We start from the raw sequence: 26,536 nt of genomic DNA, 5'->3' as shown, positions 1-26,536 counted from the left end.
CGCACCGCCACCCCCGCCACCGACGCGCCGGCCGGGCGCCGCTCCCCCGGCACGGCCCCCGCGCCGGGCGAGCCGGGCGGCCAGCCGATCCGCCGCGCGCCGGAAACCGCCCCCGCGCCGGGCGCCGCGTCGTCCGCGCAGCCCGGTGGCTGACGCGATGGTCGCTTCCGCCATCCTCCTCTTCCGTCATCCCGGCGAACGCTGGGATCTCCCGGCCCACGCCTCATCGCTCGTGGCGGGAGCGGCACACCGCAGCCTGTCCCGCCAGGGGCGTCGCTGAGTGTCCGCCCCCGATCCGATCATCGCGCTGCGCGGCGTCACCAAGACCTTCGGGCAGGGGGCGACCGCGTTCCAGGCGGTCAAGGGCGTCGATCTGGACATCATGGCGGGCGATTTCGTCGCCGTCATGGGCCCGTCCGGCTCGGGCAAATCGACCACGATGAACATCCTCGGCTGCCTCGACGTGCCCACCGGCGGCGAGTTCCGCTTCAAGGGCCATCATGTCGAGCGGCTGGACCGGGACCAGCGCGCATTGTTGCGGCGGCGTTATCTCGGTTTCGTGTTCCAGGGTTTCAACCTGCTCGCCCGCACCACCGCGCTGGAGAATGTGGAACTGCCCCTGCTCTATCGCGGTGAGGACAAGAAGACGCGGGCCGACATGGGGATGGCCGCGCTGGACAAGGTGGGGCTGGCCGACTGGTGGGATCACACCCCGGCCGAGCTTTCCGGCGGGCAGCAGCAGCGCGTGGCGATCGCCCGCGCCATCGTGACCCAGCCCGACGTGCTGCTGGCCGACGAGCCGACCGGCAACCTCGACAGCGAGCGATCGGTCGAGATCATGGATTTGCTGACCGACCTGAACCGCACCGCCGGCATCACCGTGCTGATGGTGACGCACGAGCAGGACATGGCCGATTTCGCCCACACCATCATCCACTTCAAGGACGGCCTCGTCGATCGCACCCACGCGACCGGGCGGGGGCAGGCGGCGTGATCCTCGGCACCACCATCATCTTGGCCGTGCGCGAGATCCGGCGCCACCTGCTGCGCTCGTTCCTCACCATCCTCGGCATCGTCATCGGCGTGTCGGCGGTCGTCACGATGGTGACGCTGGGCAACGGCGCCACGGCGGCGGTAAAGCAGCAGATCTCCGGCCTCGGCGCCAACATCCTCCAGATCCGCCCGGGGCAGGGCTTCGGCCGGGGCGGCGGCGGGCCGCAGCCGCCCGATTTCAAGCCGGCCGACGTGGACGCGATCCGCACCCAGATCGCGGGTGTGAAGGCGGTCGCCCCGCAGGCGTCGTCCTCCGGCATCGCGGTGCGCAACGCGGCCAACTGGTCCACCACGATCAACGGCACCACCGCCGACTATTTCACCGCGCAGGACTGGAAGCTCTCCGCCGGCCGCATCTTCACCCCGGCGGAGGAGCAGGCGGGCCGGGCGGTGTGCATCCTCGGCTCCACCGTCGTCACCAACCTGTTCCGGCAGGAGGAGGCGGTGGGCCAGCGGTTCCGCATCAAGGACGTGTCGTGCCAGGTGATCGGCACGCTCGCCACGCGCGGGCAGGGCGGGTTCGGCAACGATCAGGACGATGTCGTCATCATGCCGATCAAGGCGGTGCAGCGCCGCTTCACCGGCAACCGCGACATCCGCAACATCATGGTCTCGGTGGACGAGGCGTACGACACCGGCACCGTGCAGGCCGCCACGCAGAAGCTGCTGCGCGAGCGGCGCAACATCAGCGGCGGCAAGGACGACGACTTCAACATCTTCGACACCAAGCAGATCGCCGACACGTTGCAAGGGACCACCCAGATCCTGACCGCGTTGCTCGGCGCGGTGGCGGCCGTCAGCCTGCTGGTCGGCGGCATCGGCATCATGAATATCATGCTGGTCTCGGTGACGGAGCGGACGCGCGAGATCGGCATCCGCTTGGCCATCGGCGCGGTGGCAAGCGAGGTGCTGCTGCAATTCCTCGTCGAGGCGGTGGCGCTGGCGTGCCTCGGTGGCGTGATCGGCCTGCTGCTGGCGCTGATCGCCTCGGTGTCGCTGGCGCCGGTGCTGCGGGTGCCGTTCATCTTCGACCTGCAGATCAACCTGCTGGCCTTCTTCTTCTCGGCGCTGATCGGCGTGGTGTTCGGCTATTTCCCCGCCCGCCGCGCCGCCTCGCTCAACCCGATCGACGCGCTGAGGCACGAATGAGACGCTCCACGCACCGTCATCCCAGCACACGCCGGGATCTCCTGCCGCACGACGACCGGCCGGTTGCCCATCTCCGGGAGATCCCGGCGTTCGCCGGGATGACGGCATTGATTTGCGCGCTCGCCACCCCCGCGCCCGCCGCCAAACCGCTGCCGCCGTGCCCGCCCCGGCAGGCGCAGTTGTTCATCGCGCCGATGGGCCAGCCGTTCCGCGCCGCCGCTGATGCGGCCGATCCGGCAGGGGCGTGGTTCGCGCAGGCCGATGCGGATCGCGACGGGCGGATCACCCCGGCCGAGTTCGCCGCCGACGCCGACCGTTTCTTCACCACGCTCGACACCGACCGCGACGGCGAGCTGATCCCCGCCGAGGTGAGCGCCTACGAACGCAACGTCGCGCCCGAGATCCGGCTGTACGCGCCGCGCGCGCCCGGGCCGCTGCGTGCGCCGACCAGGAAGGAGCGCAAGGCCGCCGGGGAGTATGGCATGCCGCTGGGGGCGGGGCGCTGGAGCTTCCTCAACATCCCCGAGCCGGTGGCGGCGGCCGACGCCGACTTCAACCGCGGCGTGACGCGCGCCGAGTTCGCCGCCGCCGCCGCCGATCGCTTCCGCCAGATCGACGCCGCGCAGGCGGGCGGCAAGCGCGGCACGCTCGACCCCGCCACGCTGCCGAAAACCCCGGCACAGGCCGCCGTCACCGCCTGCGACCCCACCCGCGTCGCCCCACCACCGAAGCGCCCGCGATGAGCGACCAGCCCCGCATCCTAGTGGTGGACGACGACGCGGACCTGCGCGCGCTGATCGCCGAGTTTCTGGGGATGAACGGGCTGTCGGTCGAGACCGCCTCGGGCGGGGTGGAGATGGACGCGGCGATCGCCGCCGGCCGGTTCGATCTGATCGTGCTCGACCTGATGATGCCGGGCGAGGACGGCCTGTCGATCCTGCGGCGCCTGCGCCGGCCGGGTGGCCCCGCCGTCATCATGCTGTCGGCGATGGGCGACGATACCGACCGGATCATCGGGCTGGAGGTGGGGGCCGACGATTACCTGCCCAAGCCGTGCAACCCGCGCGAGCTTCTGGCCCGGGTGCGCGCGGTGCTGCGCCGGCGCGCTGGCGGCACGCCCACCGGCCCGGTCCGCCGCTTCGGCGACTGGACGCTCGATCTCGTCACGCGCGAGGTGGCGCGGCCCGGGTTGGCGGCGGCGGCGCTGACCGACGCGGAGTTCCGCACGCTCACCGCCTTTCTCGACCGGCCGCAGCGGGTGCTGACGCGCGACCAGTTGATCGAGCACGGCAAGGGCACCGACAGCGACGTGTTCGACCGCGCGATCGACGTGACGATCAGCCGCCTGCGCAAGAAACTGGGGCCGGACGATCCGATCCGCACGCTGCGCAACGAAGGCTATATGTTCACCCTGAAGGTGGACGGCTGATGCGCCGGGCCTTGCGTGGCCTGCCGATCTTCTGGGCCACGCTGCTGCTGCTGCTCGCCGCCCTGTTCGCCACGCAGATGATCTCGGTCGCGCTGTTCGTGTTCGTCGGCCCGCCCCGGCCCGATTTCAACCGCCTGTCCGATCTGGCCGATGCGCTGGCCGGGCGCGATCACGAGCGCGGCGGGCGCGAGCGCGCGCTGTCGGTGACGACCCGCCCCGTGCCGCCCCGCGCGGGCGAGGACATGACGAGCGATCCGCGCTTCACCGCGCGGCTGGCCCGGCGGGGGGGGGGGGCGCCGGATCGCGTGCTGCTGTTCTTCGAGCCGGACCAGCGCGCCGACCTGCCGCAGGGCCGGCGGCCCCGGCGACTGGTGCCGATGCGGCGGGGCGAGCCGCTGTTCTTCGACACCGTGGTGGCCGCGGTCGATACCGGGCAGGGCTGGCGGGTGGTGCAGACGCCGCCGCGCCCGTGGCTGGCGGCGTGGCAGCGGCGCGTGTTCTGGTGGTTCGCCGCCAGCGCGTTGATGCTGGTGCCGTTCGCCTGGCTGTTCGCCCGCCGCCTGACCCGGCCGATCAGCCGCTTCGCCGCCGCCGCCGACCGGATGGGCGGCGATCCGCTGGGGCCGCGCGTGCCGGAGGACGGGCCGGCCGAACTGCGCGTCACCGCCCACGCGCTGAACCGGATGCAGGACCGGCTGGAAACCTACGTGGCCGAACGCACCGCCATGATCGGCGCGATCGCGCACGACCTGCGCACTCCGCTCGCCCGCATCGCCTTCCGCATCGAGGCCGCGCCCGAGCCGGTGCGCGACAAGGTGCAGGCCGATATCGAGCAGATGCGCGCGATGATCGCCGCCACCATCGGCTTCGTGCGGGGCACCACGCTGGCGCAGGCGGGGCCGGTGGCGCTCGACGCGCTCGTCACGCGGATGGCGGAGGCCGAGCAGGAGATGGGTCGGCCGGTGCGGCTGGGGCCGGTCGCGCCGCTGACGGTATCGGGCGACGCGCTGGCGTTGCAGCGGCTGGTGCAGAACCTGATCGACAACGGCGTGGCCTATGGCGGCGCCGTCGCCCTGTCGCTGGACCGCGAGGACGGCGAGGCGGTGCTGCGCGTGGCGGACGAGGGGCCGGGGGTGCCGGCCGATCGGCTTGAGGCGCTGTTCGAACCGTTCCGGCGCGGCGACCCCTCGCGCAATCGCGATACGGGCGGGATCGGCCTCGGTCTCACCATCGCCCGCTCGATCGCGCAGGGCCATGGCGGCACGCTCACCCTGCGCAACCGCCCCGGCGGCGGGCTGGCGGCGGATTTCCGGTTGCCGCTCGCGACGAGCGACCGCTGACCGGGGCACGGAATCGCTGGCGCTCGGCTGCGAAATAAAATAACCCTATCGGACAACAATCGAACAAACGTCCGGGACTCGCGTTGAATGGGCCGGACGTCACCGAGGCGAGGCCGGTCGATCACCGGCGCGCGTGCGGAAGGAGGGACCGATGGCCGACGATCACGCAGGGCGGAACCTGCCGCCGCTTTCGCTGCATATTCCCGAGCCGCGGTTTCGCCCCGGCGACACGGTGGATTTCGGCCATTTCGAGATCCCCGCCGCCGATGCCTCGTCGCGTCCGCCGATCGATGCAGCGGCCGAGGCGATGCGCGGCCACAGTTACGGGCTGGTCCGTGTGCTGGACGAGGACGATCGGGCGGTCGGCGCGTGGGATCCGAAGCTGTCGCCCGAGCGGCTGTTGCGGATGCTGCGCCATATGGCGCTGACCCGCGCGTTCGACGAGCGGATGTATCGCGCGCAGCGGCAGGGCAAGACCAGCTTCTACATGAAGTGCACCGGCGAGGAGGCGACCTGCATCCCCGCCACCCACGCGCTCGATCGCGGCGACATGGTGTTCCCCAGCTACCGCCAGCAGGGCGTGCTGATCGCGCGGGACTGGTCGCTGGTGGACATGATCTGCCAGATCTACTCGAATTCCGGCGACCGGCTGAAGGGCCGCCAGATGCCGATCATGTATTCGGCGAAGGAGGCCAACTTCTTCTCGATCTCCGGCAATCTCGCCACGCAATATCCGCAGGCGGTGGGCTGGGCGATGGCATCCGCCGCCAAGGGCGACACCCGTATCGCGACCGCATGGTGCGGCGAGGGATCGACCGCCGAGGGCGATTTCCACTCCGCGCTCACCTTCGCCAGCGTCTATCGTGCGCCGGTGGTGCTGAACGTGGTCAACAACCAGTGGGCGATCTCCAGCTTCTCCGGGTTCGCCGGGGCGGAGGCGACCACCTTCGCGGCCCGCGCGGTGGGCTATGGCATCGCCGGGCTGCGGGTGGACGGCAACGACGCGCTCGCCGTGTATGCCGCGACCGAATGGGCGGCGGAGCGTGCGCGCGGCAACCACGGGCCGACGCTGATCGAGCATTTCACCTATCGTTCCGAGGGCCACTCCACCTCCGACGATCCGACCAAGTACCGCTCCGCCGACGAGCGCACGGCATGGCCGCTGGGCGATCCGATCGCGCGGCTGAAGGCGCATGTGATCGCGATCGGCGCGTGGGACGAGGAGCGCCACGCCGCGATGGACAGGGAACTGGCCGAGCAGGTCCGCGCCGCCGGCAAGCAGGCCGAGGCGCTGGGCGTGCTGGGCGACGGGATGCACCAGCCGTTCAGCACCATGTTCGAGGACGTGTTCGAGGAGATGCCGTGGCACCTGCGCGAGCAATCGGCGCAGATGCACGCCGAACGCGCGGTATCGGGCATAACGGCGGGGGGCGAGAAGTGAGCGACACCCGCACGATGAACATGATCCAGGCGATCAACTCCGCCATCGACGTGTGCATGGGCCGCGACCCGGACATCATCGTCACCGGCGAGGACGTCGGCTATTTCGGCGGCGTGTTCAAGGCGACCGAGGGGTTGCAGCGCAAATACGGCAAGACCCGCGTGTTCGATACGCCGATCACCGAATGCGGCATCATCGGCGTGGCGGTAGGCATGGCCGCCTACGGCCTGCGCCCGGTGCCCGAGATCCAGTTCGCCGATTATATCTACCCCGCGCTGGACCAGATCGTGTCGGAAGCGGCGCGGCTGCGCTACCGCTCGGCCGGCGAGTTCACCGCGCCGATCACGGTGCGGTCCCCGTTCGGCGGCGGCATCTTCGGCGGGCAGACGCACAGCCAGTCGCCCGAGGGCATCTTCACCCATGTGGCCGGGCTGAAGACGGTGATCCCCTCCACCCCCTACGACGCCAAGGGGCTGTTGATCTCCGCGATCGAGGACAATGATCCAGTGATCTTCTTCGAGCCGAAGCGGATCTACAACGGCCCGTTCGACGGCCATTACGATCGCCCCGTCACGCCGTGGGCCAAGCACCCGGCCAGCGCCGTGCCCGAGGGGCATTATCGCATCCCGCTGGGCAAGGCATCGGTGGTGCGGGCGGGCGAGGCGGTGACGATCCTGGCTTATGGCACGATGGTGCATGTGGCCGCAGGCGTGATCGCCGATACCGGGGTGGATGCCGAACTGATCGACCTGCGCACGCTGGTGCCGCTCGATATCGAGACGATCGTCGCTTCGGTGGAGAAGACCGGCCGCTGCATCGTGGTGCACGAGGCGACGAAGACCAGCGGCTTCGGCGCGGAATTGTCCGCGCTGGTGCAGGAACATTGCTTCCACTCGCTGGAGGCGCCCGTGCAGCGCGTGACCGGGTGGGACACGCCCTATCCGCACTCGCTGGAATGGGCCTATTTCCCCGGCCCGGTGCGGCTGGGCGAGGCGATCAAGCGCGTGATGGAGGAATAAGGTGGCACGCATCCCGTTCAAGCTGCCGGATATCGGCGAGGGCATCGCCGAGGCCGAGATCGTCGCGTGGCACGTGAAGGTCGGCGACATGGTGGAGGAGGACGATCCCCTCGCCGACATGATGACCGACAAGGCGACGGTGGAGATGACCGCGCCCGTCTCCGGCCGCATCGTCGAGATCGGCGGGGCTGCCGGTGACATGCTGGCGATCGGCGCGGTGCTGGCCGTGTTCGAGAGCGAGGCGGACGATGCCGCGGATGCGCCTTCGGGCGAGGCGCCGTCGATCGAGTCGACCGCTGGCGGCAGCGGCCTGCCTGACGAACCGCGACCGGCGGAGGCGTCTCCGTCCGCAGTCGAAGCCGATGCTCGCGATGAAGTCCAGCCAGCGGCCGAAACGCGCCCGTCGCCAGCCGCTTCGCCACAGGCTACCGACAAGGCCGGATCGAACGACGGGGCAGCGACCGCGTCTTCCCCGCGCGTCCTCGCCTCGCCCGCCGTGCGCGCCCGCGCGAAGGATCTGGGCGTCGATCTGGCGGACGTGAAATCGGCGCGGGGCGACCGGGTGCGTCATGCCGATCTGGACGCCTATCTGCGCTACGTGGCCTCTGCGCCCGCCGCACGGGCCGCGCCCGCGACCCCTGCGGCCGCGCCCGCGCCGCGCCCGGCCGATACCGCACGCCCGGCCCCGTCGCGCCCGGCCGCTGCCGGCGAGGATGTCGAGGAGATCCGCGTTACCGGGCTGCGCCGCCGCATCGCCGAGAACATGGCAGAGGCCAAGCGCCGCATCCCGCACTTCGCCTTCGTCGAGGAAACCGACGTCACCCAACTGGAGGCGCTGCGGCAGGCGATGAATGCGGCGCGCGGGGAGCGGCCCAAGCTCACGCTGCTGCCGTTTCTCATCACCGCGATCACCCGCGCGCTGCCGGCCTTCCCGATGATAAACGCGCGTTACGACGACGAGGCGAACATCGTCTCGCGTCACGGTGCGGTGCATCTCGGCCTCGCCACGCAGACCGATGCCGGGCTGACCGTGCCGGTGATCCGCGACGCGGGCGCGCGTGACGTGTGGGCGCTGGCGACCGAGATCACGCGGCTGGCCGACGCCGCCCGGCGCGGCAAGGCGACGCGGGACGAACTGTCCGGCTCCACCATCACGCTCACCTCGCTCGGGCCGCTCGGCGGCATCGTCTCCACCCCGGTCATCAACCGGCCGGAGGTCGCCATCGTCGGGGTCAACCGCATCGTCGAGCGGCCGGCGGTGGTCGACGGGCGGATCGAGGTGCGCAAGCTGATGAACCTGTCCTCCAGCTTCGATCATCGCGTGGTGGACGGCTGGGATGCGGCCAGCTTCATCCAGGCGGTGAAGCGGCTGATCGAGACGCCGGCGCTGCTGTTCGTCGATTGAGCGGGGATCACCGGGATTGCTGGGCGATCCGCCCGACTCGGGTTAAGCGCCAAGCGTGATCTTGCGAGTCGGGGACGGATGGACGGCGAGGCGATCGACGAGACCGGGATGCTGATGCGGGTCGGCGGCGGCTTCGCGCTGCGGCGTGATTCCGGCGGGCTGTGGCGGCTCGACCTGCACCGCACCCCGGTCGATCTGGTCGGCAAGCGCGTGCGCGTGATCGGCACCCGCACCGGACCGGACGTGGTGGACGTGGACGGCGTGCAGCCGGGCTGACGGGCGACATCCGACCCACCATCCCTTTTGTCGAGCGAAGTCGAGACACGCCCCGCGACCCTTGTATGCCGTCCCTCGACTTCGCTTGGGGTATGGAAGCGAAACCCGGATTTCCGCTCATCCTGAGGAGGGACTGAGCGACGTCGAAGGCCTGTCTCGAAGGACGGGGCTGCCACCCTCCTTCGGAACGCCGTTCCGGCAGGCTCGATGGCTCCTCAGGAGGAGCGGTTGGAGAGTATCTAGCCCGCAGGCGCGAACAGCCCCGCATAGTCCGCCCGCAGCCGCGCCTTCTGCACCTTGCCCATCGCGTTGCGTGGCAATTCCGCCACCAGCGTCACATGCCGTGGTTGCTTGAAGCGCGCGAGCCGCCCGTCCAGCGCGGCGATCACCCCTTCGGGCGTCACGCCGGCATCGGCGACGACCACCGCCACCACCGCCTCGCCCAGATCGGCGTGGGGCACGCCGATCACCGCCGATTCCGTCACGCCGGGCAGAGCGTCGATCACGTCCTCGATCTCGCTCGGATAGATGTTCAGGCCGCCGGCGATGATGAGATCCTTTTCACGCCCCACCAGCGTGATCCGCCCGTCCGCCGACATCTCCGCCAGGTCGCCGGTGATGAACCAGCCGTCGGCGGTGAAGGCCTCGGCGGTCTTTTCGGGATTGCGCCAATAGCCCTTCAGCACGTTCGGGCCGCGCACCTCCAGCACCGCCGGTGATCCCGGCACGCGCACCTCCACCCCCGGCAGCGCATAGCCCACCGCGCCCGCCACGCGCGCGCCGTCATACGGGTTGCTGGCGATCATCCCCGTCTCCGTCATGCCGTAGCGTTCGAGGATGCGGTGGCCGGTCACCGCCGCGAAGCGGTCGTGCGTCTGGGCCAGAAGCGGCGCGGAGCCGGAGACGAACAGCCGCACCCCCGCGCACGCCTCGCGCGTCAGCCCCGGGTTCCCGAGCAGGCGGGTGTAATGCGTCGGCACGCCCATCATCACCGTCGCCCGCCCCAGCGCCGCGATCGCCGCGTCCGGATCGAAGCCGGCGTGGAACAGCACGGTGGCGCCCGCCACCAGCGCGCCGTGCAGCGCGACGAAGAGTCCGTGGACATGATAGATCGGCAGGATGTGCAACAGCACGTCGTCGGCAGCCCAGCGCCACAGATCGTGCAGCGTCAGCGCGTTGCTCAACAGGTTGCCATGGGTCAGCATCGCGCCCTTCGAGCGGCCTGTCGTGCCCGAGGTGTAGAGGATGCAGGCGACATCGTCCGCCGCGCGCTCTGCTACCGGTGCGGTGTCGTCGCCCATCCCGTCCAGCAGCGTGCCCGTGCCGTCCGCGCCGAGCGTGCGGACTGCCGCCGCGCCGGCGATGCCCGCCACCGCCGCTCCGTCCTGCGGGCGGCACACCACGATCGCGGGTTCGGCATCGCCGATGAAATAGCCGAGCTCGCCCGCCCCGTAAGCGGTGTTGAGGGGGACGAACACCAGCCCCGCACGCACCGCTGCCAGATACAGCAGCACCGCGTGCGGCGACTTTTCCACCTGCACCACGATGCGATCCCCGGCCGCCGCACCCAGATCGAGCAGGCGTCGCGCGAGCCGGCCGGTTTCGCGATCGAGCGCGTCGTAGCGCAGCGTGCCGCCGGCGTGGACGAGGAACGGCCTGTCACCGCGCACGCCCGCGCGGGCGAGGAAGTGCGCGACGATGTTGGCCTGCGCCGGATCGGGCGCATCGGGCATGTCGTGGGGCGCGTGCATCGTTCGTCTCCTGTCCCGCCGCGTCCATACCGGAGCAGGCGGGCAGGTGGGAAGGCGGATCGCCCCGGCCGGCCCCCTCCGGCATCGCCCCGGTGGCGTGCGTCGCCGTTGCCACCGTATCCACGCCTGACCACGCCCTGCACGGCTCACCGCGCGCACGACCGATCGCCCGCCTCAGCCGGCGGCGCGCGCCCGGTCGATTGCGCGGGCGACGGCGACGAACTCGTCCACCGACAGCGTCTCGGCGCGACGGGCGGGGTCGATCCCCACCACCGCCAGCGCATCGAGCGCGCCGGGCATCGCCTTCAGGCTCTGGCGCAGCATCTTGCGGCGCTGGCCGAAGGCGGCGGCGGTGAGCGCCTCGATGGTGCCGATCGCCACCCCGGCGGGCTGGGGCGCGGGCACCAGATGCACCACCGCCGACATCACCTTGGGCGGCGGCACGAAGGCGGAGCGGTGGACGGTGAACGCCAGCGTCGCCTTCGCCCGCCACTGCGCGAGGATGGCGAGCCGCCCGTAGGCGTCGTCGTCCGTCTTCGCCACGATCCGCTCGGCCACCTCCTTCTGGAACATCAGCGTCAGCGAGGCCCAGAACGGCGGCCAGACGGGCGCGGTCAGCCAGCGCACCAGCAGCGCGGTGCCGACATTGTACGGCAGGTTCGCCACGATGTGCGCGCCCGTGCCCGCTTCCGCCGCCTCGTCGATCGCCAGCGCATCGCCCGCGATCACGCGCAGCCGGTCGGGAAAGGCGTCGCCCAGTTCGGCGAGCGCGGGCAGGCAGCGGTCGTCGCGCTCCACCGCCACCACCTGCGCGCCCGCGCCCAGCAGCGCGCGGGTGAGGCCGCCGGGGCCGGGGCCGACCTCGTACACGCGTTCGCCGGCGAGCGGGCCGGGCACGCGGGCGATGCGGTCGAGCAGTTGCCCGTCGAGCAGGAAGTTCTGGCCGAGGGCCTTGCTGGCGGACAGCCCGTGGCGTGCGATCACGTCGCGCAGGGGGGGCAAGGCCGGGCGGGGCGGCGGCGCCGTGTCGGGGTTGGCCAAGATCGACATTCAGTGGTTCCTAGCGGGTCTCCCATCCCCCGTCACCCCGGGCCTCGTGCCGGGGTCCACGTCGACGCGGGTCACGTCGCGCGATGGTCACGGGCGCTGCGGCTCCTTCCAGTGGACCCCGGCACGGGGCCGGGGTGACGAGAGGATTACAAGGGCCGAAGCACTTCTGGCAAAACCGCTCTTTCCCTCACGCCTGCTGCGCGCGCCAGTCTGCCGCGCTGCGGGCCAGCCGGATCGCGGCGATCATCGCCCCCGGATCGGCGCGATCCTGCCCGGCGATGTCGAAGGCGGTGCCGTGATCGGGCGAGGTGCGGACGATCGGCAGACCCAGCGTCATGTTGACGCCCTCGTCGAAATGCAGCGTCTTGAGCGGGATCAGCGCCTGATCGTGATACAGGCACAGCGCCACGTCATAACCGGCGCGGGCGCGGGCGTGGAACATGGTGTCGGCCGCCAGCGGCCCGACCACGTCGATGCCCTCGGCACGCAATATCTCGATTGCGGGCAGCAGCAGCTCGATCTCCTCGCGGCCCAGCGCGCCTGCCTCGCCGGCATGGGGGTTGAAGCCGGCGAAGGCCAGGCGCGGGCGGGCGATGCCGAAATTGCGCGTCAGCCCCCGCTCGGTGGCGCGCGCCTTGGCCACGATCAGGTCGATGCTGAGCATGTCCGACACGTCGCGCAGCGCGACATGGGTGGTGATCGGCACGGTGCGCAGCGTCGGGCCGGCGAGCAGCATCACCGCATTGTCGGGCGACACGCCGCAGCGTTCGGCGACGAACTCGGTCTGCCCGGCATGATCGAAACCGATCGCATAGAGCTGCGCCTTGCTGACCGGCCCGGTGACGAGCGCGGCGGCGGCGCCCGAGCGGGCCAGCCCTGCCGCCATCTCCAGCGAATCGAGCGAGCAGCGCGCGCCGGGCAGGCTGGGGGCGCCCGGCTCGATGGCGCCGGCATCCTCCACCTGGATCAGCGGCAGCGCATCGGTGAAGATGTCGGCGACATGCTCGGGCGAGGAGATGCGGACGACCGGGCCGTCCCACACCGCCTCGATCGCGCGCACGTCGCCCACCGCGAAGAAGGGCGACAGGCCGTGCACCTCGCGCAGCGCCCAGGATTTGGCGACGATCTCCGGCCCGATCCCGGCCGGATCGCCGAGCGAGACGGCGAGCGGCCTCATCCGCGCGCGACCCCCGCCCGCCTCATCGACCGGACCTCATCGACCGCGCCTCATCGACCGCGCCTCATCGATACTCGACCACCGCGTCGCGCCGCAGATCGCGCAGGTAGCGGCGGGCGCGGCGGTTCACGCGCTCTTCCTCCATCTGCGAATAGATCGCGTCGTAGCTGGGCGCGCCGGCGTTCTTCGGGTCGTCGCGGCCACACAGCACCAGCGCGCGCACGCCATCGGCCAGCGAGCCGAACGGCGGGGTCGACTGGCCGATCTGGAGGTTGGCCATCACGTCCTGCAACTGCGGCGGCAGGTCGCGGATCTTCACCTGATCGTTGTCGACGACCTCGCCGCCCACCGCGCGCGCCACCGCGTCCGCCCGGCCGCAGCCCGCGTTCGCCTTCAGCGCGGCGGCAAATGCCTCCACCTTCGGCGCGGCCTGGGCCTGCGTCATGTCCTTGGGGAAGCTGACCGAAATCTGCTTGAGCGCCAGCACGGCATCGCGCGGATCGGCGGTCAGCACCTGCCGCTTGTCGATCAGCGCCACGATCGAGAAGCCGCCCGGCACCGCCACCGGATCGCTGACCTGCCCGTTCTGCAAGGCCGCCGCCGCCGCCGCGATCGGATCGGGCAGCTGCTCGGCGCGCACCCAGCCCAGATCGCCGCCCACCGCCGCGGTGGATGCCTCGGAGAACTGGCGGGCATAGGCCACGAACGAGGCGCCCTGCCGCACCTGCGTCACGATACGCTCGGCGTTGGCGCGGGTATCGTTGCTGGTTTCGGGCGTGGTCGAGAGGAAGATCTCGCCGATGCGATATTCCTGCTGGCCCTTGGAGGCGTTGAGCCGCGCCATCACCGCGTTCACCTCGTCCTCGCCCACGTTGACGAACGGCTCCACCTTGCGGCCGAGCAGGCGGCGCCACGAAAGCTCGCCCTCGATCTGCCGCTTGATCGACCGTTCGGACGATCCCTGCTGGGCGAGATACTGCGCGAAGGCGGGCGGGGTGCGCTTGAAGTTGCCGGCCACGCGATTGTAGGTCTGGTCGATCTCGGCCTTGCTGATCTCGATCTTGTTGGCCGCCGCCTCCTGGATCTGGAGCGTCTCGTCGATCAGGTTGCGCAGCACCTGCAGCTTCAGCCGGTCGCGCTCCTCGCCTTCCACCTTGCCGCCGTTGGCGGCCAGCACCAGCGCCAGCCGCTGATCGACATCGGTATCGGTGATGATCGTGCCGTTGACGATCGCGGTCGCCTTGCGGACGTTCGGGTCGCTCTTGCCAAAGATCGTCACGTCGGTCGGCAGGTTCAGCCCGGCCGAGGGCGCCTCCGCCGGATCCTCGACGCCTTGCGCCGGCGCGATCGCGGCGAGCCACGGCCCGGCGATAGCGGAGGTCATGGTGAAAGCGGCGATGCCGAACTTCACGGCCGTCTTGCGTGTCAGCGTCACTCTCGCCCCGTCATTCTGACGCCGATCACCGGCGCCCCATCGTCTGTCCGCCCGCATCCCGGGCGCGGGTATTGCTGCACCGGCCCGGCTGAATGCACGCTTAGCGACCCAAATTCTTGAGCGCCACCCGCAACAGGAAGGTGTTGCCGCGCCGGGCATCGCCGATCTGTTCGTAATCGCGCCGCCATGTCACCCCGAGTTCGAGGCAGTCGTCGTCGTAGAGCAGGCCCAGGCGGTGGCGCACCGGGGAGAAGCCGTCGCCCGTCGCCACCGGATCCTCGCCCGGCCCGGTCAGGTCGATCGTGGTGGAGCCGAAGACCGACCAGTAGCGGCTGAACTGCACGCGCCCGCCCAGCCGCACTTCCTCCCGGTCGCGAAGATCCTCGATCGCGGTGTCGATGTCGCGGTTGAGGCGGAGGTAGGCGGCGGTCACGTAGGTCCGCCTGCTGCCCAGCGTCACGTCCGCCTCGTTGCGGCGGATGCGCAGCGAGCTCTTGTCCAGCCGGTAGCGGTGGGTGACTTCGAGGAAGCGGCCATATTGCAGCGTCGACCGGCCGACGATGTCGGAATAGCGCGCCGACAGGCCGGTGCCGACCGGGAAGATGCTCGGCTTGTCGGTCAGCCGGTAGCTCTGCCCCACGATCGTGCGCAGCGCGAAGCGCGGCCGGTCGAACGCCCATTCCGCGCCGTAGGTGATGCGGCTGCCGTCTTCCCAGCGATCGTAGCCGGGGAAGCGGTTGAGCGCGAAGAGGTTGCTGTCCTCCAGGTCCACCGCGCGCGCATCCTCGTTGGGGATGCTCAGGTTGCGGGTGGGGGGCGAGGCGACGACCTGCACGCGGGGGGTAAGCCGCTGCGTGCCGCCGAAGATCTCGCCCACGAACGGCCAGCGCATGTCCGCCGCGATCGCGGCGATGCCGCGCCCGGTCCAGCCGGCGTCGCCGCGATAGCTGGCGGTGATCGTCTCGGCCGTCTGCGCGGTGTGGTACAGATCGGCGCGGCCGTAGGCGGTGAACGTCACCTCCTGCCCCAGCGGCGTGTAGCGGCGCAGCTCCCACCGCGCGCCGGCAAAGGCGCGCTGCGTGTCCTGCCCGTCGGTCCGCAGGATCGCCAGGCTGTTGGCCTGCAGCTCGATCCGCCCGCCGAGAATCGGGTCGGTCAGCCGCAGGCGGTAGTCGATCGCCGGCAGCGCGATCGGCTGCTGGCCGCCATCGGCGTTCACCCGCAGGCTCTGCGTGGCGTAGCCCGCGATCGACAGGTAGCTGCGCTCGTCGATCCGCTCGGCGTTGATCGTGGAGCGCAGGCGATCGTCGCGCGAGATGTCGTAGCGCCGCAGGAAGGTCTTGTCGGTGACGAGGCGGGAGGAACCGCTGATCGTCCAGTTCGGATCGAGCTGGAAGCGGCCGTTCACGTCGATGTAGCCGCGCACGCCGCTGTCGCGATCGCCGGTGGTGCCGGAGGACGTGCTGGCCGGCAGCCGCGATCCCTTGGTGATCATGCCGGACAGCTGGTACGCCCCGTTGCCGTTCAGCGCGCGATACTGCGCCTCCAGCGCCGGCAGCACCTCGCTGTACACATGCGGCGTCAGCGTCAGGTCGCGGTTGGGGGCGAGCTGGTAGTAATAAGGCAGCGCCACTTCGAGGCCGTTGGTGCGGCTGTAGCGGAAATTGGGGACGAGCAGCCCGGAGGCGCCGCCGGTGCCCGAACCGTCGGGATGCGACAGGCCGGGCAACCACAGGATCGTCGCGCCGAACATCGTCAGCCGCGCATCCTTGTACGAGATGCGGTGCTTGACCGGATCGTGCACCACGCGGACGGCGGTGATCTTCCACACCGGGTTCTTCGGGCAGCCCTTGCTGTCCACCACGGCGCACGGGGTATAGGCGGCCTGCTGCACGGTGGTGACGCCGTTCACCCGCTCGCCGTGCCGCGCGGCGAGGCGACCGCCGCCTTCCAGCACCAGCAGCAGGTTGTCCGCCACGCCGTCGCGCAGCGTGTCGGTCAGCTCGAAGCTGTCGCCATAGGCGGTGTCGCCGCCGGGGTTGACCACCGCGAGGTTGCCCTCGGCGCGCACCTGCCCGGTCTTGCGGTTCCAGATCACCTTGTCGGCGCGCAGGCGGTTGCCGGCGCGGATCATCCGCACGTCGCCGCTGGCCGTCACGATCTGCGCGGCGTCGTCATAGTCGAGCGCGGACGCGCTGAACGTCACTTCCTCGTCGTTGGCGGGCATTGGCGCTGAGCCTGCGGGCGGCGGCGGCACCCGTCGGTCGCCCAGATCCTGCGCGCGGGCAGGCGACGAGGCCATCGCGATGGCCAGCGCGAGAGGCGCAACGGCGCTGAAACGCAAACTTCTCACAATGTTCCGTGCGCCCCGATCCGCCTGCCTGCCGCCTATCGCACCGCCGCGCTTGCTGCAACGGTGCTTCATTCCGCGGCCCGCACGTCCTAGATAGGGGCAACAGAGAAAAAGAGGTTCCGCCCATGCAGGTCCGTTTCGCCGCCCAGCGCCCCACCGGCGCGTTTGCCCTCGCCTTGCTCGTTCCCGGCGGATCGGGGGCGGCCGAGCGCGCCGGGCTCGATGCCGCGCAGGCGCCGCTGGCGCGCGCCGCCGCCGCCGCCGCCCGGTTCGAGGGCGAGGCAGGCAGCATCGCCGAGCTGTTCGTGCCCGAGGCGGACGGCGCACGCCGCGTGCTGCTGGTCGGCACCGGCACCAGGAACGGCAATGGCGAGGGCTTCGAGAAGGCCGGCGGCGCACTGGCCGCCCGCCTGCTGACTTCCGGCGAGACGCTGCTGGTGATCGACGTGTCGGCGCTGGAAGGCGACAAGGCCGTCGCCGCCGCGCATGTCGCGTTCGGCGCGGTGCTGCGCGCATGGCGGCACGACGTGTACCGCACCCGCCTGCCCGCCAAATCCCGCCCCACCCTCGCCGAGATCGTGATCGTCGGCGCGGGCGAGGGCGAGCCGGCCGCATGGGGGTCGCTGAAGGCACTGGCGGACGGCATCGGGCTGACCCGCAGCCTCGTGACCGAGCCGGCCAACGTGATCTACCCGGAGAGCTTCGTCGAACGCTGCGAGTCGCTGCGCGATCTGGGCGTGGAGATCGAGGTGCTGGACGAGGCGGCGATGGCCGCACTCGGCATGAACGCGCTGCTCGGCGTGTCGCTCGGCTCCGAACGGCCGGCGCGATTGCTGGCGATGCGCTGGAACGGCACGGGCGACAGCGGCAACCCGCCGCTGGCGCTCGTCGGCAAGGGCGTGACCTTCGATACCGGCGGCATCTCGATCAAGCCGGCCGCCGGCATGGAAGACATGAAGTGGGACATGGGCGGCGCCGGCGCGGTCGCGGGGGCCATGCACGTCCTCGCCGCGCGCAAGGCGAAGGTGAACGTAGTCGGCGTGTGCGGCCTCGTGGAGAACATGCCCGACGGCAAGGCGCAGCGGCCCGGCGACGTCGTCACCTCCATGTCCGGCCAGACGATCGAGGTCATCAACACCGATGCCGAGGGGCGGCTGGTGCTGTGCGACGCGCTCACCTGGGTGCAGCGCACCCACAAGCCGACGACGATCATCGATCTGGCGACGCTCACCGGCGCGATGATCGTGGCGCTGGGCCACGAATTTGGCGGCCTGTTCAGCAACGACGACGGGCTGGCGGCACAGCTGAAGGCGGCCGGCACCGCCAGCGGCGATCCGCTGTGGCAGCTGCCGCTGGGCGACGCCTACGACAAGCTGATCGATTCGCCGATCGCCGACATGAAGAACGTCGGCCCGCGCCCCGGCGGCTCGATCACCGCCGCGCAGTTCCTCAAGCGGTATATCGACGAAGGCGTGAAGTGGGCGCACCTCGATATCGCGGGCATGGTGTGGGCGGCCAAGCCCGGCACGCTGCACGACAAGGGCGCGACCGGCTACGGCGTGCGCCTGCTCGACCGCTTCGTCGCCGACAACTTCGAGGGCTGAACGGACGACGGCGGGCAGGCCCGATGCAGGTCGATTTCTACCATCTGGCCGCCACCGCGCCCGAACGCGTGATCGCCGCCATCGCCGGGCGTATCCTGGGCGATGGCGGTCGCCTGCTGGTCGTCGCGCGGGACGACCAGCAGGCGCAGGCGCTGGACGAGGGGCTGTGGACGGCGGTGCCCGACAGCTTCCTCCCCCACGGCCGTGCGGGCCAGGCGGGGGAGGCGAACCAGCCGATCTTGATCGCCACCACCGCCGACTCCGCCAACGGCGCGCGCAACATCGCGCTGGCCGATGGCGAATGGCGCGAGGCGGCGCTGGGCTTCGACCGCGTGTTTCATTTCTTCGACGACACCACGATCGCGGCGGCACGCGCGGCGTGGAAGGCGCTGGCCGCGCGCGACGGCATCGAGCGGCGTTTTTGGAAGCAGGACGCGGCCGGCCGCTGGACCCGGGCGGCCTGACCCCGCAGGGGCCGCGCGCTTGCCGCCGCCCCGCCGACCGCCTAGAGAGCCGCCACTTTTCACCCCGTATCATATGGAGCCGATCGCCATGGCGACCGAACGCACGTTCTCGATCATCAAGCCCGATGCCACCCGCCGCAACCTGACCGGCGCCGTCACCACCCTGCTGGAAGACGGCGGCCTGCGCGTCGTCGCCTCGAAGCGTCTGCAGCTCACCAAGGAGCAGGCCGAGGGCTTCTACGCCGTCCACCGCGAGCGGCCGTTCTTCGGCGAGCTGGTCAGCTTCATGATCTCCGGCCCGGTGGTGGTGCAGGTGCTCGAAGGCGAGAACGCCGTCGCCCGCAACCGCGAGATCATGGGCGCGACCAACCCGGCCAACGCCGACGAGGGCACGATCCGCAAGATCCACGCCGAGTCGATCGAGGCGAACTCCGTGCACGGTTCGGACAGCGCCGAGAATGCCGCGACCGAGATCGCGTATTTCTTCAAGCCGGAAGAGATCGTCGGCTGATCGACCCTGACGGGGCGGCCCGGCCGCCCCGTCATCTGGCCCCGGCGATGGTCTCGCCGCCGCCGGATCTGGCGGGATCGCGGATCCACCGCCGGATCACCTTTCTCTTCTCCCTGAACAGTCGATTAAGACTTGCCTTCGCTTCGCGGATATCGGACTTAAGCGGTCGGTCGTGACGAAAACAGACGCTTGAGATCATCTCGTTATTCCGGAGGACACGACAATGGGTATGGGGAAGGCGACAGCCGCGTTGGCATCGGCCACGCTGGCGGTAGTCGCGGCCGGGGGCCTGTGGGTCTACCAATCGGCCAATGCGGCGGACCATCTCGATCCGCCTTCGCGAACCGATGCCGCCGTGACGAGCACGCCCGACGTGGCCGCCGACATCGCCGACGTCTTCGCCTGGAACACCGACTCGACCGTGACGCTGGTCGTGACCAATGCCGGTCCACGCGCACCCGGCGAGGCGCCGTTCTACGATCGCAACGTGATCTATCAGATCCACGTCTCCAACGACGGCAACCCGGCCACCAGCGAGCGTGACATCAACGTGCGCTACGGCCGCGATGCCGCCGGCAACTGGGGCGTGCAGTTCGAGGGCATCCCGGGCGCCACCGGCGCGGTGGCCGGTCCGGTGCAGACGGTGCTGACCAACGGCGCAGTAGTGAAGGCCACCGCCGGGCTGTTCGACGATCCGTTCTTCTTCGATCTGCAGGGGTTCAAGGATACCCAGTCGACCGGCACGCTGAGCATTCGAAACACGCGAAACTTCTTCGCCGGCAAGAACGACACCTCGTTCGTCATCGAATTCCCGCGCAGCGCGATCGAGAACGGCACGAACCCCATCCAGATCTGGGCGGAAACCCGCCGTATCCAGGGGAGCTGACATGAACACCCTCGGAAAAACCGCACCGCTCGCCGCCGCCCTCCTCGCCCTTGCCGCATGCGGTGGCGGCGGTGGCAGCGACTCCGGCTCCACCAGCACCTCGTCCAGTTCCGGCGGGCAGACCGGGTCGTCGGTGGACGTGACGCCGTGCCTGACCCAGCAGGTCACGTCGACGCGCACCGTCACCAACCTCGTCGTGCCGGACGTGCTTCAGCTCAACCTCGCCGCCGCGCAGGGCTTTCCCAACGGGCGGCGGCTGAACGATCCAGTGGTGGACGTGATCCTCGCGGCCGTCTTCCTCGACCTGAAGGTACATGGCGCCGATACCTTCGCCAAGATACCGCTCAACCCGTCGGGGCCTGACGTGCCGCAGCCTGCCGGTTTCCCCTATCTGGCGCCGGCGCAGGGTGGCACCCCGGCGGTGACCGGCGGCAGCGGCTTCGTGTTCCGTACCGATGCGCCGTCCGCCTACACGCGGGTCGATCGCATGGGCTTCCCGGCGGTGGCGACGGCACTGGTCAGCTCGGCCAACAAGACGCCGTTCAACGACGATACCCCGGCGATCGACGCGACCGGCAAATGGGCGCCCGAGTTCAAGGCGACGCTGACGACGCTGGCGACCGCGCTGGCCGACGATCTGCGCGGCCTGAACCTGACGGGCTGCGCCAAGGTCAGCTAGGGCGGCTCTGGGGGCGGGTGACGGCACCTGCCCCCGAAGCGGCACGGGCGGACCGGCTCGATGGCGGTGATCTGGCATGATCGGATACCGCTGCGGATCTGGCTCTTGCGTTGAAACCATCGATCGAAAACGCCTGCGTGGATCCTCCGCGCGGGCGTTTTCGTATGCGGTATCGCCGTGCGGAGGCGGTCGCCAGTCAGTGCGCCGCCCATCGCCCATCGCCCATCGCCCCGCCCGACGCCGACCGCTGCAATATATACTTGGAGCGCCATGGATTCCCGAACCGACCATCATGAGGGGCTGATCGGACATCCCCGTTTTCCCTCCATACCCCGCGCGAGGTCGAGGGGCGGGTCATGTAGGCGGGGCTCCGTCTCTCTCGGCACAAGCGCAGCGCGGCTGGATCCCGCCGAACGCTTGAAGGAGGGGCATCGCCGTTGAACTTTCGGTCCGCCTTTCCGGATGAGCGGGTCACGCCCGGATCATCCGATTCCAGGACGGCAGTGCGCGACGGGGCAGACGGGACGGTGTCCGCGATCGGGCGGGCGCGCAGTCAGCCGGGCGTGGCGTTGCCGGCGATCAGGCTGTTCGGGGCCACCCACAGGACGCGCGGCCGGCGATGTGCGATCAGCCACGCCCCGTTTTCGCAGCGGAACTGGTCCGCATAATAGCCGCTGTGGTCCAGCCCCACGGCGGTGATGACGAACCAGTAGGTCCGCACCGTCGCCGCCGTCGCGCCCGTGACGTCGATCCGGCAGGTGGTGAGGTGGTGGCTTACGAAACCGGGCGACGCCACCGCCGCATCGGGCCGGGCGATGGGCGAGGGGGCGGCCATCCATTCCCGGATCGCCTCCCGGCCATCGAGACGTCGGTCGCCCAGATCGAGCACGCCATCGATCGTGAAGGCCGCGGCATAGACGTCCGCCCTGCGTGCGTCCCCGGCCTGCGTGCAGGCGGCGAGCGTGGCCCTGATCGCGCTGCTGGCGCGATGCTCCTCGTCGGTCATCCCGTTCTCCCCAGGCGCCAGCATCGCCGGATGCCGGGCAAAAGAAAAGGCCCGGCGCCTTGCGGCACCGGACCTTTCCCGAACCCGCCGGAAGATCGATCAGATCTTCAGGCGCACGCCCAGCGTGAGCGTGTAGAACTCGCGGTCGTCGTCGAACTGCGCGTCATAATCCGCCACCAGCGAGAGCGGGCCGTTGCCGGAGATGTTCAGCGCGCCACCGGCGTTGAAGTAATCCCCGCTCAGCGGCGTGGTGGTGAAGTTGAACGGCGTACCGGACAGGCCGGGGGTGTTGAACGCGGCCGTGATCGTGCGGGCCTGGTCACGGAACTCGTGATACCAGCCACCGCGCACCTGCGGACGGATGGTCGCGCCGGCCACCTCGAACTTCATGCCGGCGCGCGCGCCGACGTTCGTCCGCAGCGACACGCGATCGAAGTCACCCACGGTGAGGCCACCCGCGCCGCCGCCGACTTCGGTGAAGCCACGGATGCGGATATCCGAGTAGCGCACCGCGGCGAACGGTTCGATCTCGAAGCGGTTGAGCTGGAAGCTGAGACCGGTGGCGGCGCCGCCGGTCCACACGCGACCGCTCGAGGCGCGGGCGCGAAGCTGCGTGGCATAGTTGCCGACCGAGATCGTCCGCTCAAGCGAGAAGTCGAGATCGGTGTAGCTGCCCCATGCATCGACATAGAGCGGGCCGACGGCGGCGGTGCCGTAGGCGCCGGCGAACCAGCTCTTCAGATCGGCGCGGGCGCCCGGAATGGTGCCGGTCGCGCGCGGCAGGCGGGCGGTGTTGCCGTTGGTCTTGCTGTAGCCGCCGAAGCCGCCGAGCGCGACGGTCGGCGTCAGGCGGAAGTCCGCACCGCCGAGGAAATGATACTCGTCGGTATCGGCGCCGTAGCGATCGGTATCGCCCTTGTAGCGGCCGAAGCGCGAACCGCCCGACACCCAGACGCCGAGCTTGCCGGCCTCGTCCAGCGTGGCGCGCGTACCATCCGGGGTTTCGGCGTTGCCGCGCAGATCGCGCGTGTAGCGGAGCACCGTGTTCTCCTGCACTTCCACCGCGTTGAGCGCGATGTCGGGCAGCTGGCTGAACGCGATCGGCGAAAGCTGCTGCAGCGCCGAGGCCTGCGCGCCGGGGGTGCCGGCCAGGCTGTCGATGCCGTTGAGCAGGCCCGCGACGGTGGGGGCGAGCGCTCCGCCGGTGGCGATGCCGAAGTTGTCGAGCGCGTTGCCCACCGCGATCTGGTTGGCGGTGACGCCCATCGTGCGGAACGGCGCGAGCACCGGCGCGGCGAGGCCGTTGTAGGTGGTGCCGTTGGCCAGCGCGCCCACCAGCGTGGCGGTGCCGTTGGCGAGATTGACCGTGTACAGCGAGGTGACGCCGGTGGTCGGGTTGGTCAGCGTGGCGTAGGCCGTGCCGCCCGTCGTGATGTCGAAGCCGACGTTGCTGTTGGTGGTGACGCCGGTGGAGCCGACGGTGAACAGCGTGCCGCTGTTCGGCGAAACCGCACCCTGGCCCTGCGTGGCGAGGCGCGCGGCGGCTGTGCCGCCGGCGGTGTCGATCACATACAGCGTGGTCGTGGCGGCGCCCGGCACGTTGTTGGTGTAGGCGGCGCCCGAAACGGTTGGCGTGGCACCGGCGTTTGCGTCGGTCGCGGCGTAGGTCAGCAGGCCGTCGGTCGCGGCGAGCGCGCCGTTATCCGGGTTGAGCCGGTAATCGAGGCGGCTGCTGGTGACGAGGCGGATGCGATCCACCGTCGGGTTGAAATCGAAGCCGGTGGCGGGCGAGCCGAGCAGCGACAGCGGCACGGCCGGGGTGGCGCCTACGGCGACGGCGCCGCCGGTGGTGCTGTTCACCGCATAGAGCTGGCCGGTGTTGCTGATCGCGTACAGCAGGCGACGCGACGCGAGCGGCGAGGCGGTGAGCGGACCGGGGCGGTAATCGATGCCCGACAGCGTCTGACCGGCGCCGAGGCCCGTGACCGCGACGGTGCTGGCGATGGTGCCCGGCGTGGCGCTGTCGACGGTGACGAGCGAGGTGCCGCCCCGCACGGTCTGCAACGGAACGGCCAGTGCCGCGCCGGCCCCGCCCAGCGCATAGGCGCTTGCGGTCAGCAGAAGGGCGACTCCGAGACGGCTTCGAGACATGGGACCACTCCGAAAACTTCTTGATGAACCGTGGCTGTCTAGCTGCACCTGCGCGATCGCGGAATGGGCAAGTATAAAAAAGCTCATCCACTGTCAGGACTGTGACAAGAAAGCCGCAGTTTCCGGTGATCGTCCTTCGTCGTGAAGGCGCTATGACGGCAGTTCCACGAAAATCCACACCGCTCGCTGTCATCATCCCGAAACATAGACCAGAGTGGATCGTCCTTCGGCCGCGGCCGTTATCCAGCGGTCCGGTCGCTGACTGGACGAAGTGACAAGAACACGGAGAGAGAGCGATGAAGACTTTCGGATTGATCGGCGGCGTCTTCGCCGGCGCGATGATGCTGGCGGCGGTGCCGGCCGGCGCGCAGATGAACCACGATGCCATGAAAGGCGATGCCAAGGCCCACGACATGACGGGCCACGACATGAAGGCCGGCCACGGCGCGATGATAAGCGAGGCGGACAAGACCAAGATGGCCGGCTGCAACGCGATGTCGCACGCCGATGCCGCCAAGGATGCGCGCTGCGCCGAACTGATGAAGATGCATCCCGACATGATGCATCACATGCCCGCCAAGAAGACGATGTAGCAGACCCGGCGGTGCGGCGGGCGGCATCCCTGCCCGCCGGCCGCGCGGCGACCGGGGAGAATGGATATGAGACGATTTGCGCGATGGCCCGTGCGTGTCGCCCCAGTGGCGCTGCTGCTGGCGGCCTGTGCCTCGACTGCCTCTGCGGCAGATGCGGATCATCCGGTCGTCGTGGAACTGTTCCAGAGCCAGGGCTGCTCCTCCTGCCCGCCGGCCAACGCCAGTCTCAACGCCATCGCCGGGCGCGCCGACGTGCTCGCGCTGAGTTTTGCCGTGACCTACTGGGATCAACTGGGCTGGAAGGACGGCTTCGCGCAGCCCGCCTTCACCGCGCGACAGTGGGACTATGCCCGCGCCGGCCGCCGGCCCAACGTGGCGACGCCGCAGATGATCGTGAACGGACGCGGCGTGCTGGTCGGTAGCGATCCGGCGCGGGTGGCCGAGGCGCTGCGACGCCATGATCGCGGCGCCGGCGGCCCTGCCATCCGGGTGGCGCCCGGCCGCGTGGCGATCGGGCCGGCGCAAGCGGGGGTGCAGCCGGCGACCGTATGGCTGGTGCGCTACGATCCGCGCATCATCGCGGTGGCGGTGAGGGCGGGGGAGAATGCCGGGCGCACGCTGCCCCACCGCAACATCGTGCGGGCGCTGATGCCGCTCGGCCGCTGGAATGGCACCGCCATGTCGTTCGCCGTGCCGCCTGGGCCGGATGCGGCATGGCGCACGGCGGTGCTCGTGCAGCAGGGCAGCGGCGGGCCGATCGTGGCGGCGCGGCGGCTTTAGGGGATTGCCGGGGCAGGCGGGATCAGACGTCGGTTCCGGGATGCGTCGGATCGAGCGGTCGAACCGGGTGCTGCGCCAGCCTGCGCTAAAGCTCGGTTGGCGTGGCCGGCAGGTGGCTGCGGTGCAACTGCCGCTCCCGCCATACGGTATAGAGGCCGCTCGCCACGATCAGCCCGCCGCCGGCCAGCGTCGCCGGCCCCGGCACCGTCGCCCACAGTACCCAGCCGAACAGCATCGCCCACAGCAGTTGCAGATAATCGAACGGCACCACCACCGCCACCGGCGCCAGCCGCAGCGAGGCGGTGTTGCAGATCTGGACGCAACCGCCCGAAACGCCGATCAGCACCAGCAACGCCCACAGCTGCCAGTCGTGCGATCCGGCGAAGAACGGCAGGCCAAGGCCGCTGACCGCCAGCGAGATGACGGTGAACCAGAAGACGGTGGCGGCCACCCCCTCCGTCCGGCCGATCTGGCGCAAGGTGATGTTGACCGCACCCGTGCCCAGCGCGCCCGCCAGCGCGATCGCCAGCCCCGCTGCCGGCAGGGATGCACCCCCCGGCCGCATCGCCACCGCCACCCCGGCCAGCCCGATCGCCACCGCCAGCCAGCGATGCCGGCCGACCTTTTCGCGCAGCACCAGCGCCGAGAGGATGGTGGCGAACAGTGGCGCCGAGAATCCGATCGTGGTGGCGTCGGCCAGCGGGAGCATCGCCAGCGCGATGAAGTTGAGCGTCATCGAACCGAGCCCGAGGCCGGCGCGGCTCAGATGCGCCAGCGGCCGCCGGGTACGCACCGCCCGCCAGCCCGGCGCGAGCGTGAGCCACGTCGCCACCACCGGCAGCGAGAACAGGTTGCGCGCGAAGACCAGTTCGATCGCCGAGACGCCACGATCGGACGCCAGCTTGATCGCCGCCGCCATCACCGCGAAGCTCGCGACCGCGCCCAGCCGCAGCAGGATGCCGGCGAGGCGGCGTTCGGCCGGGC

Annotated in this window: 24 protein-coding genes; 16 read left to right on the top strand and 8 right to left on the bottom strand. The window is 70.3% G+C overall.

Annotated features, from left to right (window positions below; genetic code table 11):
* Positions 1-280 precede the first annotated feature (280 nt).
* From FOY91_RS13425 to FOY91_RS13385, 9 genes are all read left to right on the top strand, one after another.
* The gene (locus FOY91_RS13425; protein WP_145152798.1) at positions 281-994 is read left to right on the top strand and encodes an ABC transporter ATP-binding protein; all 714 of its coding nucleotides are present in this window, start codon (positions 281-283) and stop codon (positions 992-994) included.
* Entirely contained in the window at positions 994-2,202 is a 1,209-nt protein-coding gene (locus tag FOY91_RS13420) for an ABC transporter permease (protein WP_145152814.1), read from the top strand. The genes FOY91_RS13425 and FOY91_RS13420 overlap by 1 nt, the downstream gene beginning before the upstream one ends.
* A gap of 98 nt (positions 2,203-2,300) precedes the next feature.
* Complete coding sequence (locus FOY91_RS13415; RefSeq protein WP_238995691.1) at positions 2,301-2,945, top strand: EF-hand domain-containing protein; 645 nt, start codon at positions 2,301-2,303, stop codon at positions 2,943-2,945.
* Positions 2,942-3,631: a response regulator gene (locus FOY91_RS13410; protein WP_145152795.1), complete on the top strand. Its 690-nt coding sequence runs from the start codon at positions 2,942-2,944 to the stop codon at positions 3,629-3,631. The genes FOY91_RS13415 and FOY91_RS13410 overlap by 4 nt, the downstream gene beginning before the upstream one ends.
* A complete protein-coding gene (locus FOY91_RS13405; protein ID WP_145152792.1) occupies positions 3,631-4,971 on the top strand; it encodes an ATP-binding protein in 1,341 nt (446 codons plus the stop codon). Before FOY91_RS13410 ends, FOY91_RS13405 begins: the two co-directional genes overlap by 1 nt.
* A gap of 151 nt (positions 4,972-5,122) precedes the next feature.
* Positions 5,123-6,412, top strand: a complete 1,290-nt coding sequence (locus FOY91_RS13400) for a 3-methyl-2-oxobutanoate dehydrogenase (2-methylpropanoyl-transferring) subunit alpha (protein ID WP_145152789.1) — start codon at positions 5,123-5,125, stop codon at positions 6,410-6,412.
* A 14-nt stretch (positions 6,413-6,426) separates the two neighbouring features.
* Positions 6,427-7,431 carry an alpha-ketoacid dehydrogenase subunit beta gene (locus tag FOY91_RS13395; protein ID WP_145152808.1) on the top strand — a complete coding sequence of 335 codons (1,005 nt, stop codon included), beginning with the start codon at positions 6,427-6,429 and terminating at the stop codon, positions 7,429-7,431.
* Between the two features lies 1 nt (position 7,432).
* Positions 7,433-8,836 carry a dihydrolipoamide acetyltransferase family protein gene (locus FOY91_RS13390; RefSeq protein ID WP_145152786.1) on the top strand — a complete coding sequence of 468 codons (1,404 nt, stop codon included), beginning with the start codon at positions 7,433-7,435 and terminating at the stop codon, positions 8,834-8,836.
* Positions 8,837-8,914: 78 nt separating this feature from the next.
* Complete coding sequence (locus FOY91_RS13385; protein WP_145152784.1) at positions 8,915-9,112, top strand: DUF5818 domain-containing protein; 198 nt, start codon at positions 8,915-8,917, stop codon at positions 9,110-9,112.
* Between the two features lie 239 nt (positions 9,113-9,351).
* Here FOY91_RS13385 and FOY91_RS13380 read toward each other — a convergent pair whose 3' ends face one another.
* The 5 genes from FOY91_RS13380 to FOY91_RS13360 form a co-directional block, all read right to left on the bottom strand.
* On the bottom strand, positions 9,352-10,863 hold the full coding sequence (locus FOY91_RS13380) for an AMP-binding protein (protein WP_203234568.1): 1,512 nt from the start codon (positions 10,861-10,863) through the stop codon (positions 9,352-9,354).
* Between the two features lie 174 nt (positions 10,864-11,037).
* The gene (gene rsmA / locus FOY91_RS13375) at positions 11,038-11,913 is read right to left on the bottom strand and encodes a 16S rRNA (adenine(1518)-N(6)/adenine(1519)-N(6))-dimethyltransferase RsmA (RefSeq protein ID WP_145152781.1); all 876 of its coding nucleotides are present in this window, start codon (positions 11,911-11,913) and stop codon (positions 11,038-11,040) included.
* Positions 11,914-12,100: 187 nt separating this feature from the next.
* Positions 12,101-13,090 carry a 4-hydroxythreonine-4-phosphate dehydrogenase PdxA gene (gene pdxA / locus FOY91_RS13370; RefSeq protein ID WP_145152778.1) on the bottom strand — a complete coding sequence of 330 codons (990 nt, stop codon included), beginning with the start codon at positions 13,088-13,090 and terminating at the stop codon, positions 12,101-12,103.
* Between the two features lie 64 nt (positions 13,091-13,154).
* Complete coding sequence (locus FOY91_RS13365) at positions 13,155-14,474, bottom strand: peptidylprolyl isomerase (protein ID WP_145152802.1); 1,320 nt, start codon at positions 14,472-14,474, stop codon at positions 13,155-13,157.
* A 151-nt stretch (positions 14,475-14,625) separates the two neighbouring features.
* Entirely contained in the window at positions 14,626-16,827 is a 2,202-nt protein-coding gene (locus FOY91_RS13360) for an LPS-assembly protein LptD (protein ID WP_145152776.1), read from the bottom strand.
* A gap of 176 nt (positions 16,828-17,003) precedes the next feature.
* Here FOY91_RS13360 and FOY91_RS13355 point away from each other — a divergent pair, with 176 nt between their 5' ends.
* The 5 genes from FOY91_RS13355 (at position 17,004) to FOY91_RS13335 (ending at position 21,022) form a co-directional block, all read left to right on the top strand.
* The gene (locus tag FOY91_RS13355; RefSeq protein WP_145152773.1) at positions 17,004-18,482 is read left to right on the top strand and encodes a leucyl aminopeptidase; all 1,479 of its coding nucleotides are present in this window, start codon (positions 17,004-17,006) and stop codon (positions 18,480-18,482) included.
* 23 nt (positions 18,483-18,505) lie between these two features.
* On the top strand, positions 18,506-18,946 hold the full coding sequence (locus tag FOY91_RS13350) for a DNA polymerase III subunit chi (RefSeq protein ID WP_145152770.1): 441 nt from the start codon (positions 18,506-18,508) through the stop codon (positions 18,944-18,946).
* Between the two features lie 88 nt (positions 18,947-19,034).
* Positions 19,035-19,457 (top strand): nucleoside-diphosphate kinase, encoded by a 423-nt coding sequence (gene ndk / locus FOY91_RS13345; protein WP_145152767.1) that lies wholly within the window; start codon positions 19,035-19,037, stop codon positions 19,455-19,457.
* 223 nt (positions 19,458-19,680) lie between these two features.
* On the top strand, positions 19,681-20,343 hold the full coding sequence (locus tag FOY91_RS13340; RefSeq protein WP_145152764.1) for a DUF4331 family protein: 663 nt from the start codon (positions 19,681-19,683) through the stop codon (positions 20,341-20,343).
* 1 nt (position 20,344) lies between these two features.
* Complete coding sequence (locus FOY91_RS13335; protein WP_145152761.1) at positions 20,345-21,022, top strand: DUF4331 family protein; 678 nt, start codon at positions 20,345-20,347, stop codon at positions 21,020-21,022.
* Positions 21,023-21,575: 553 nt separating this feature from the next.
* On the opposite strand, the gene FOY91_RS13330 is transcribed toward FOY91_RS13335, so the two are convergent.
* Both FOY91_RS13330 and FOY91_RS13325 read right to left on the bottom strand, forming a co-directional pair.
* A complete protein-coding gene (locus tag FOY91_RS13330; RefSeq protein ID WP_145152759.1) occupies positions 21,576-22,028 on the bottom strand; it encodes a nuclear transport factor 2 family protein in 453 nt (150 codons plus the stop codon).
* A 99-nt stretch (positions 22,029-22,127) separates the two neighbouring features.
* Complete coding sequence (locus FOY91_RS13325) at positions 22,128-24,179, bottom strand: DUF4394 domain-containing protein (protein WP_162527231.1); 2,052 nt, start codon at positions 24,177-24,179, stop codon at positions 22,128-22,130.
* A gap of 296 nt (positions 24,180-24,475) precedes the next feature.
* Between FOY91_RS13325 and FOY91_RS13320 the strand changes: the two genes are divergently transcribed.
* Positions 24,476-24,772: a hypothetical protein gene (locus tag FOY91_RS13320; protein ID WP_145152754.1), complete on the top strand. Its 297-nt coding sequence runs from the start codon at positions 24,476-24,478 to the stop codon at positions 24,770-24,772.
* A 90-nt stretch (positions 24,773-24,862) separates the two neighbouring features.
* Complete coding sequence (locus FOY91_RS13315; RefSeq protein WP_238995690.1) at positions 24,863-25,552, top strand: DUF1223 domain-containing protein; 690 nt, start codon at positions 24,863-24,865, stop codon at positions 25,550-25,552.
* A gap of 85 nt (positions 25,553-25,637) precedes the next feature.
* Here the strand turns inward: FOY91_RS13315 and FOY91_RS13310 are convergent.
* Positions 25,638-26,536 (bottom strand): DMT family transporter (locus tag FOY91_RS13310; protein ID WP_338062085.1); only part of this gene is annotated, 899 nt, incomplete at its 5' end.

The sequence above is a fragment of the Alterirhizorhabdus solaris genome, assembly GCF_007785815.1.
Lineage (GTDB): Bacteria > Pseudomonadota > Alphaproteobacteria > Sphingomonadales > Sphingomonadaceae > Alterirhizorhabdus > Alterirhizorhabdus solaris.
Note: the sequence above shows the minus strand (reverse complement) of the source record. Positions and strands in the feature narration are given on the sequence as shown.

Excerpts from the sequence above, each read along its gene's own strand:
- FOY91_RS13385 (WP_145152784.1), top strand. The coding sequence starts at position 8,915 with ATGGACGGCGAGGCGATCGACGAGACCGGGATGCTGATGCGGGTCGGC.
- ndk (WP_145152767.1), top strand. The coding sequence starts at position 19,035 with ATGGCGACCGAACGCACGTTCTCGATCATCAAGCCCGATGCCACCCGC.
- FOY91_RS13330 (WP_145152759.1), bottom strand. The coding sequence starts at position 22,028 with ATGACCGACGAGGAGCATCGCGCCAGCAGCGCGATCAGGGCCACGCTC.
- FOY91_RS13395 (WP_145152808.1), top strand. The coding sequence starts at position 6,427 with ATGAACATGATCCAGGCGATCAACTCCGCCATCGACGTGTGCATGGGC.
- FOY91_RS13335 (WP_145152761.1), top strand. The coding sequence starts at position 20,345 with ATGAACACCCTCGGAAAAACCGCACCGCTCGCCGCCGCCCTCCTCGCC.
- FOY91_RS13360 (WP_145152776.1), bottom strand. The coding sequence starts at position 16,827 with ATGGCCTCGTCGCCTGCCCGCGCGCAGGATCTGGGCGACCGACGGGTG.
- pdxA (WP_145152778.1), bottom strand. The coding sequence starts at position 13,090 with ATGAGGCCGCTCGCCGTCTCGCTCGGCGATCCGGCCGGGATCGGGCCG.
- FOY91_RS13405 (WP_145152792.1), top strand. The coding sequence starts at position 3,631 with ATGCGCCGGGCCTTGCGTGGCCTGCCGATCTTCTGGGCCACGCTGCTG.
- FOY91_RS13325 (WP_162527231.1), bottom strand. The coding sequence starts at position 24,179 with ATGTCTCGAAGCCGTCTCGGAGTCGCCCTTCTGCTGACCGCAAGCGCC.
- FOY91_RS13350 (WP_145152770.1), top strand. The coding sequence starts at position 18,506 with ATGCAGGTCGATTTCTACCATCTGGCCGCCACCGCGCCCGAACGCGTG.
- FOY91_RS13415 (WP_238995691.1), top strand. The coding sequence starts at position 2,301 with ATGACGGCATTGATTTGCGCGCTCGCCACCCCCGCGCCCGCCGCCAAA.
- FOY91_RS13365 (WP_145152802.1), bottom strand. The coding sequence starts at position 14,474 with ATGACCTCCGCTATCGCCGGGCCGTGGCTCGCCGCGATCGCGCCGGCG.
- FOY91_RS13410 (WP_145152795.1), top strand. The coding sequence starts at position 2,942 with ATGAGCGACCAGCCCCGCATCCTAGTGGTGGACGACGACGCGGACCTG.
- FOY91_RS13320 (WP_145152754.1), top strand. The coding sequence starts at position 24,476 with ATGAAGACTTTCGGATTGATCGGCGGCGTCTTCGCCGGCGCGATGATG.
- FOY91_RS13355 (WP_145152773.1), top strand. The coding sequence starts at position 17,004 with ATGCAGGTCCGTTTCGCCGCCCAGCGCCCCACCGGCGCGTTTGCCCTC.
- FOY91_RS13400 (WP_145152789.1), top strand. The coding sequence starts at position 5,123 with ATGGCCGACGATCACGCAGGGCGGAACCTGCCGCCGCTTTCGCTGCAT.
- FOY91_RS13380 (WP_203234568.1), bottom strand. The coding sequence starts at position 10,863 with ATGCACGCGCCCCACGACATGCCCGATGCGCCCGATCCGGCGCAGGCC.
- rsmA (WP_145152781.1), bottom strand. The coding sequence starts at position 11,913 with ATGTCGATCTTGGCCAACCCCGACACGGCGCCGCCGCCCCGCCCGGCC.
- FOY91_RS13340 (WP_145152764.1), top strand. The coding sequence starts at position 19,681 with ATGGGTATGGGGAAGGCGACAGCCGCGTTGGCATCGGCCACGCTGGCG.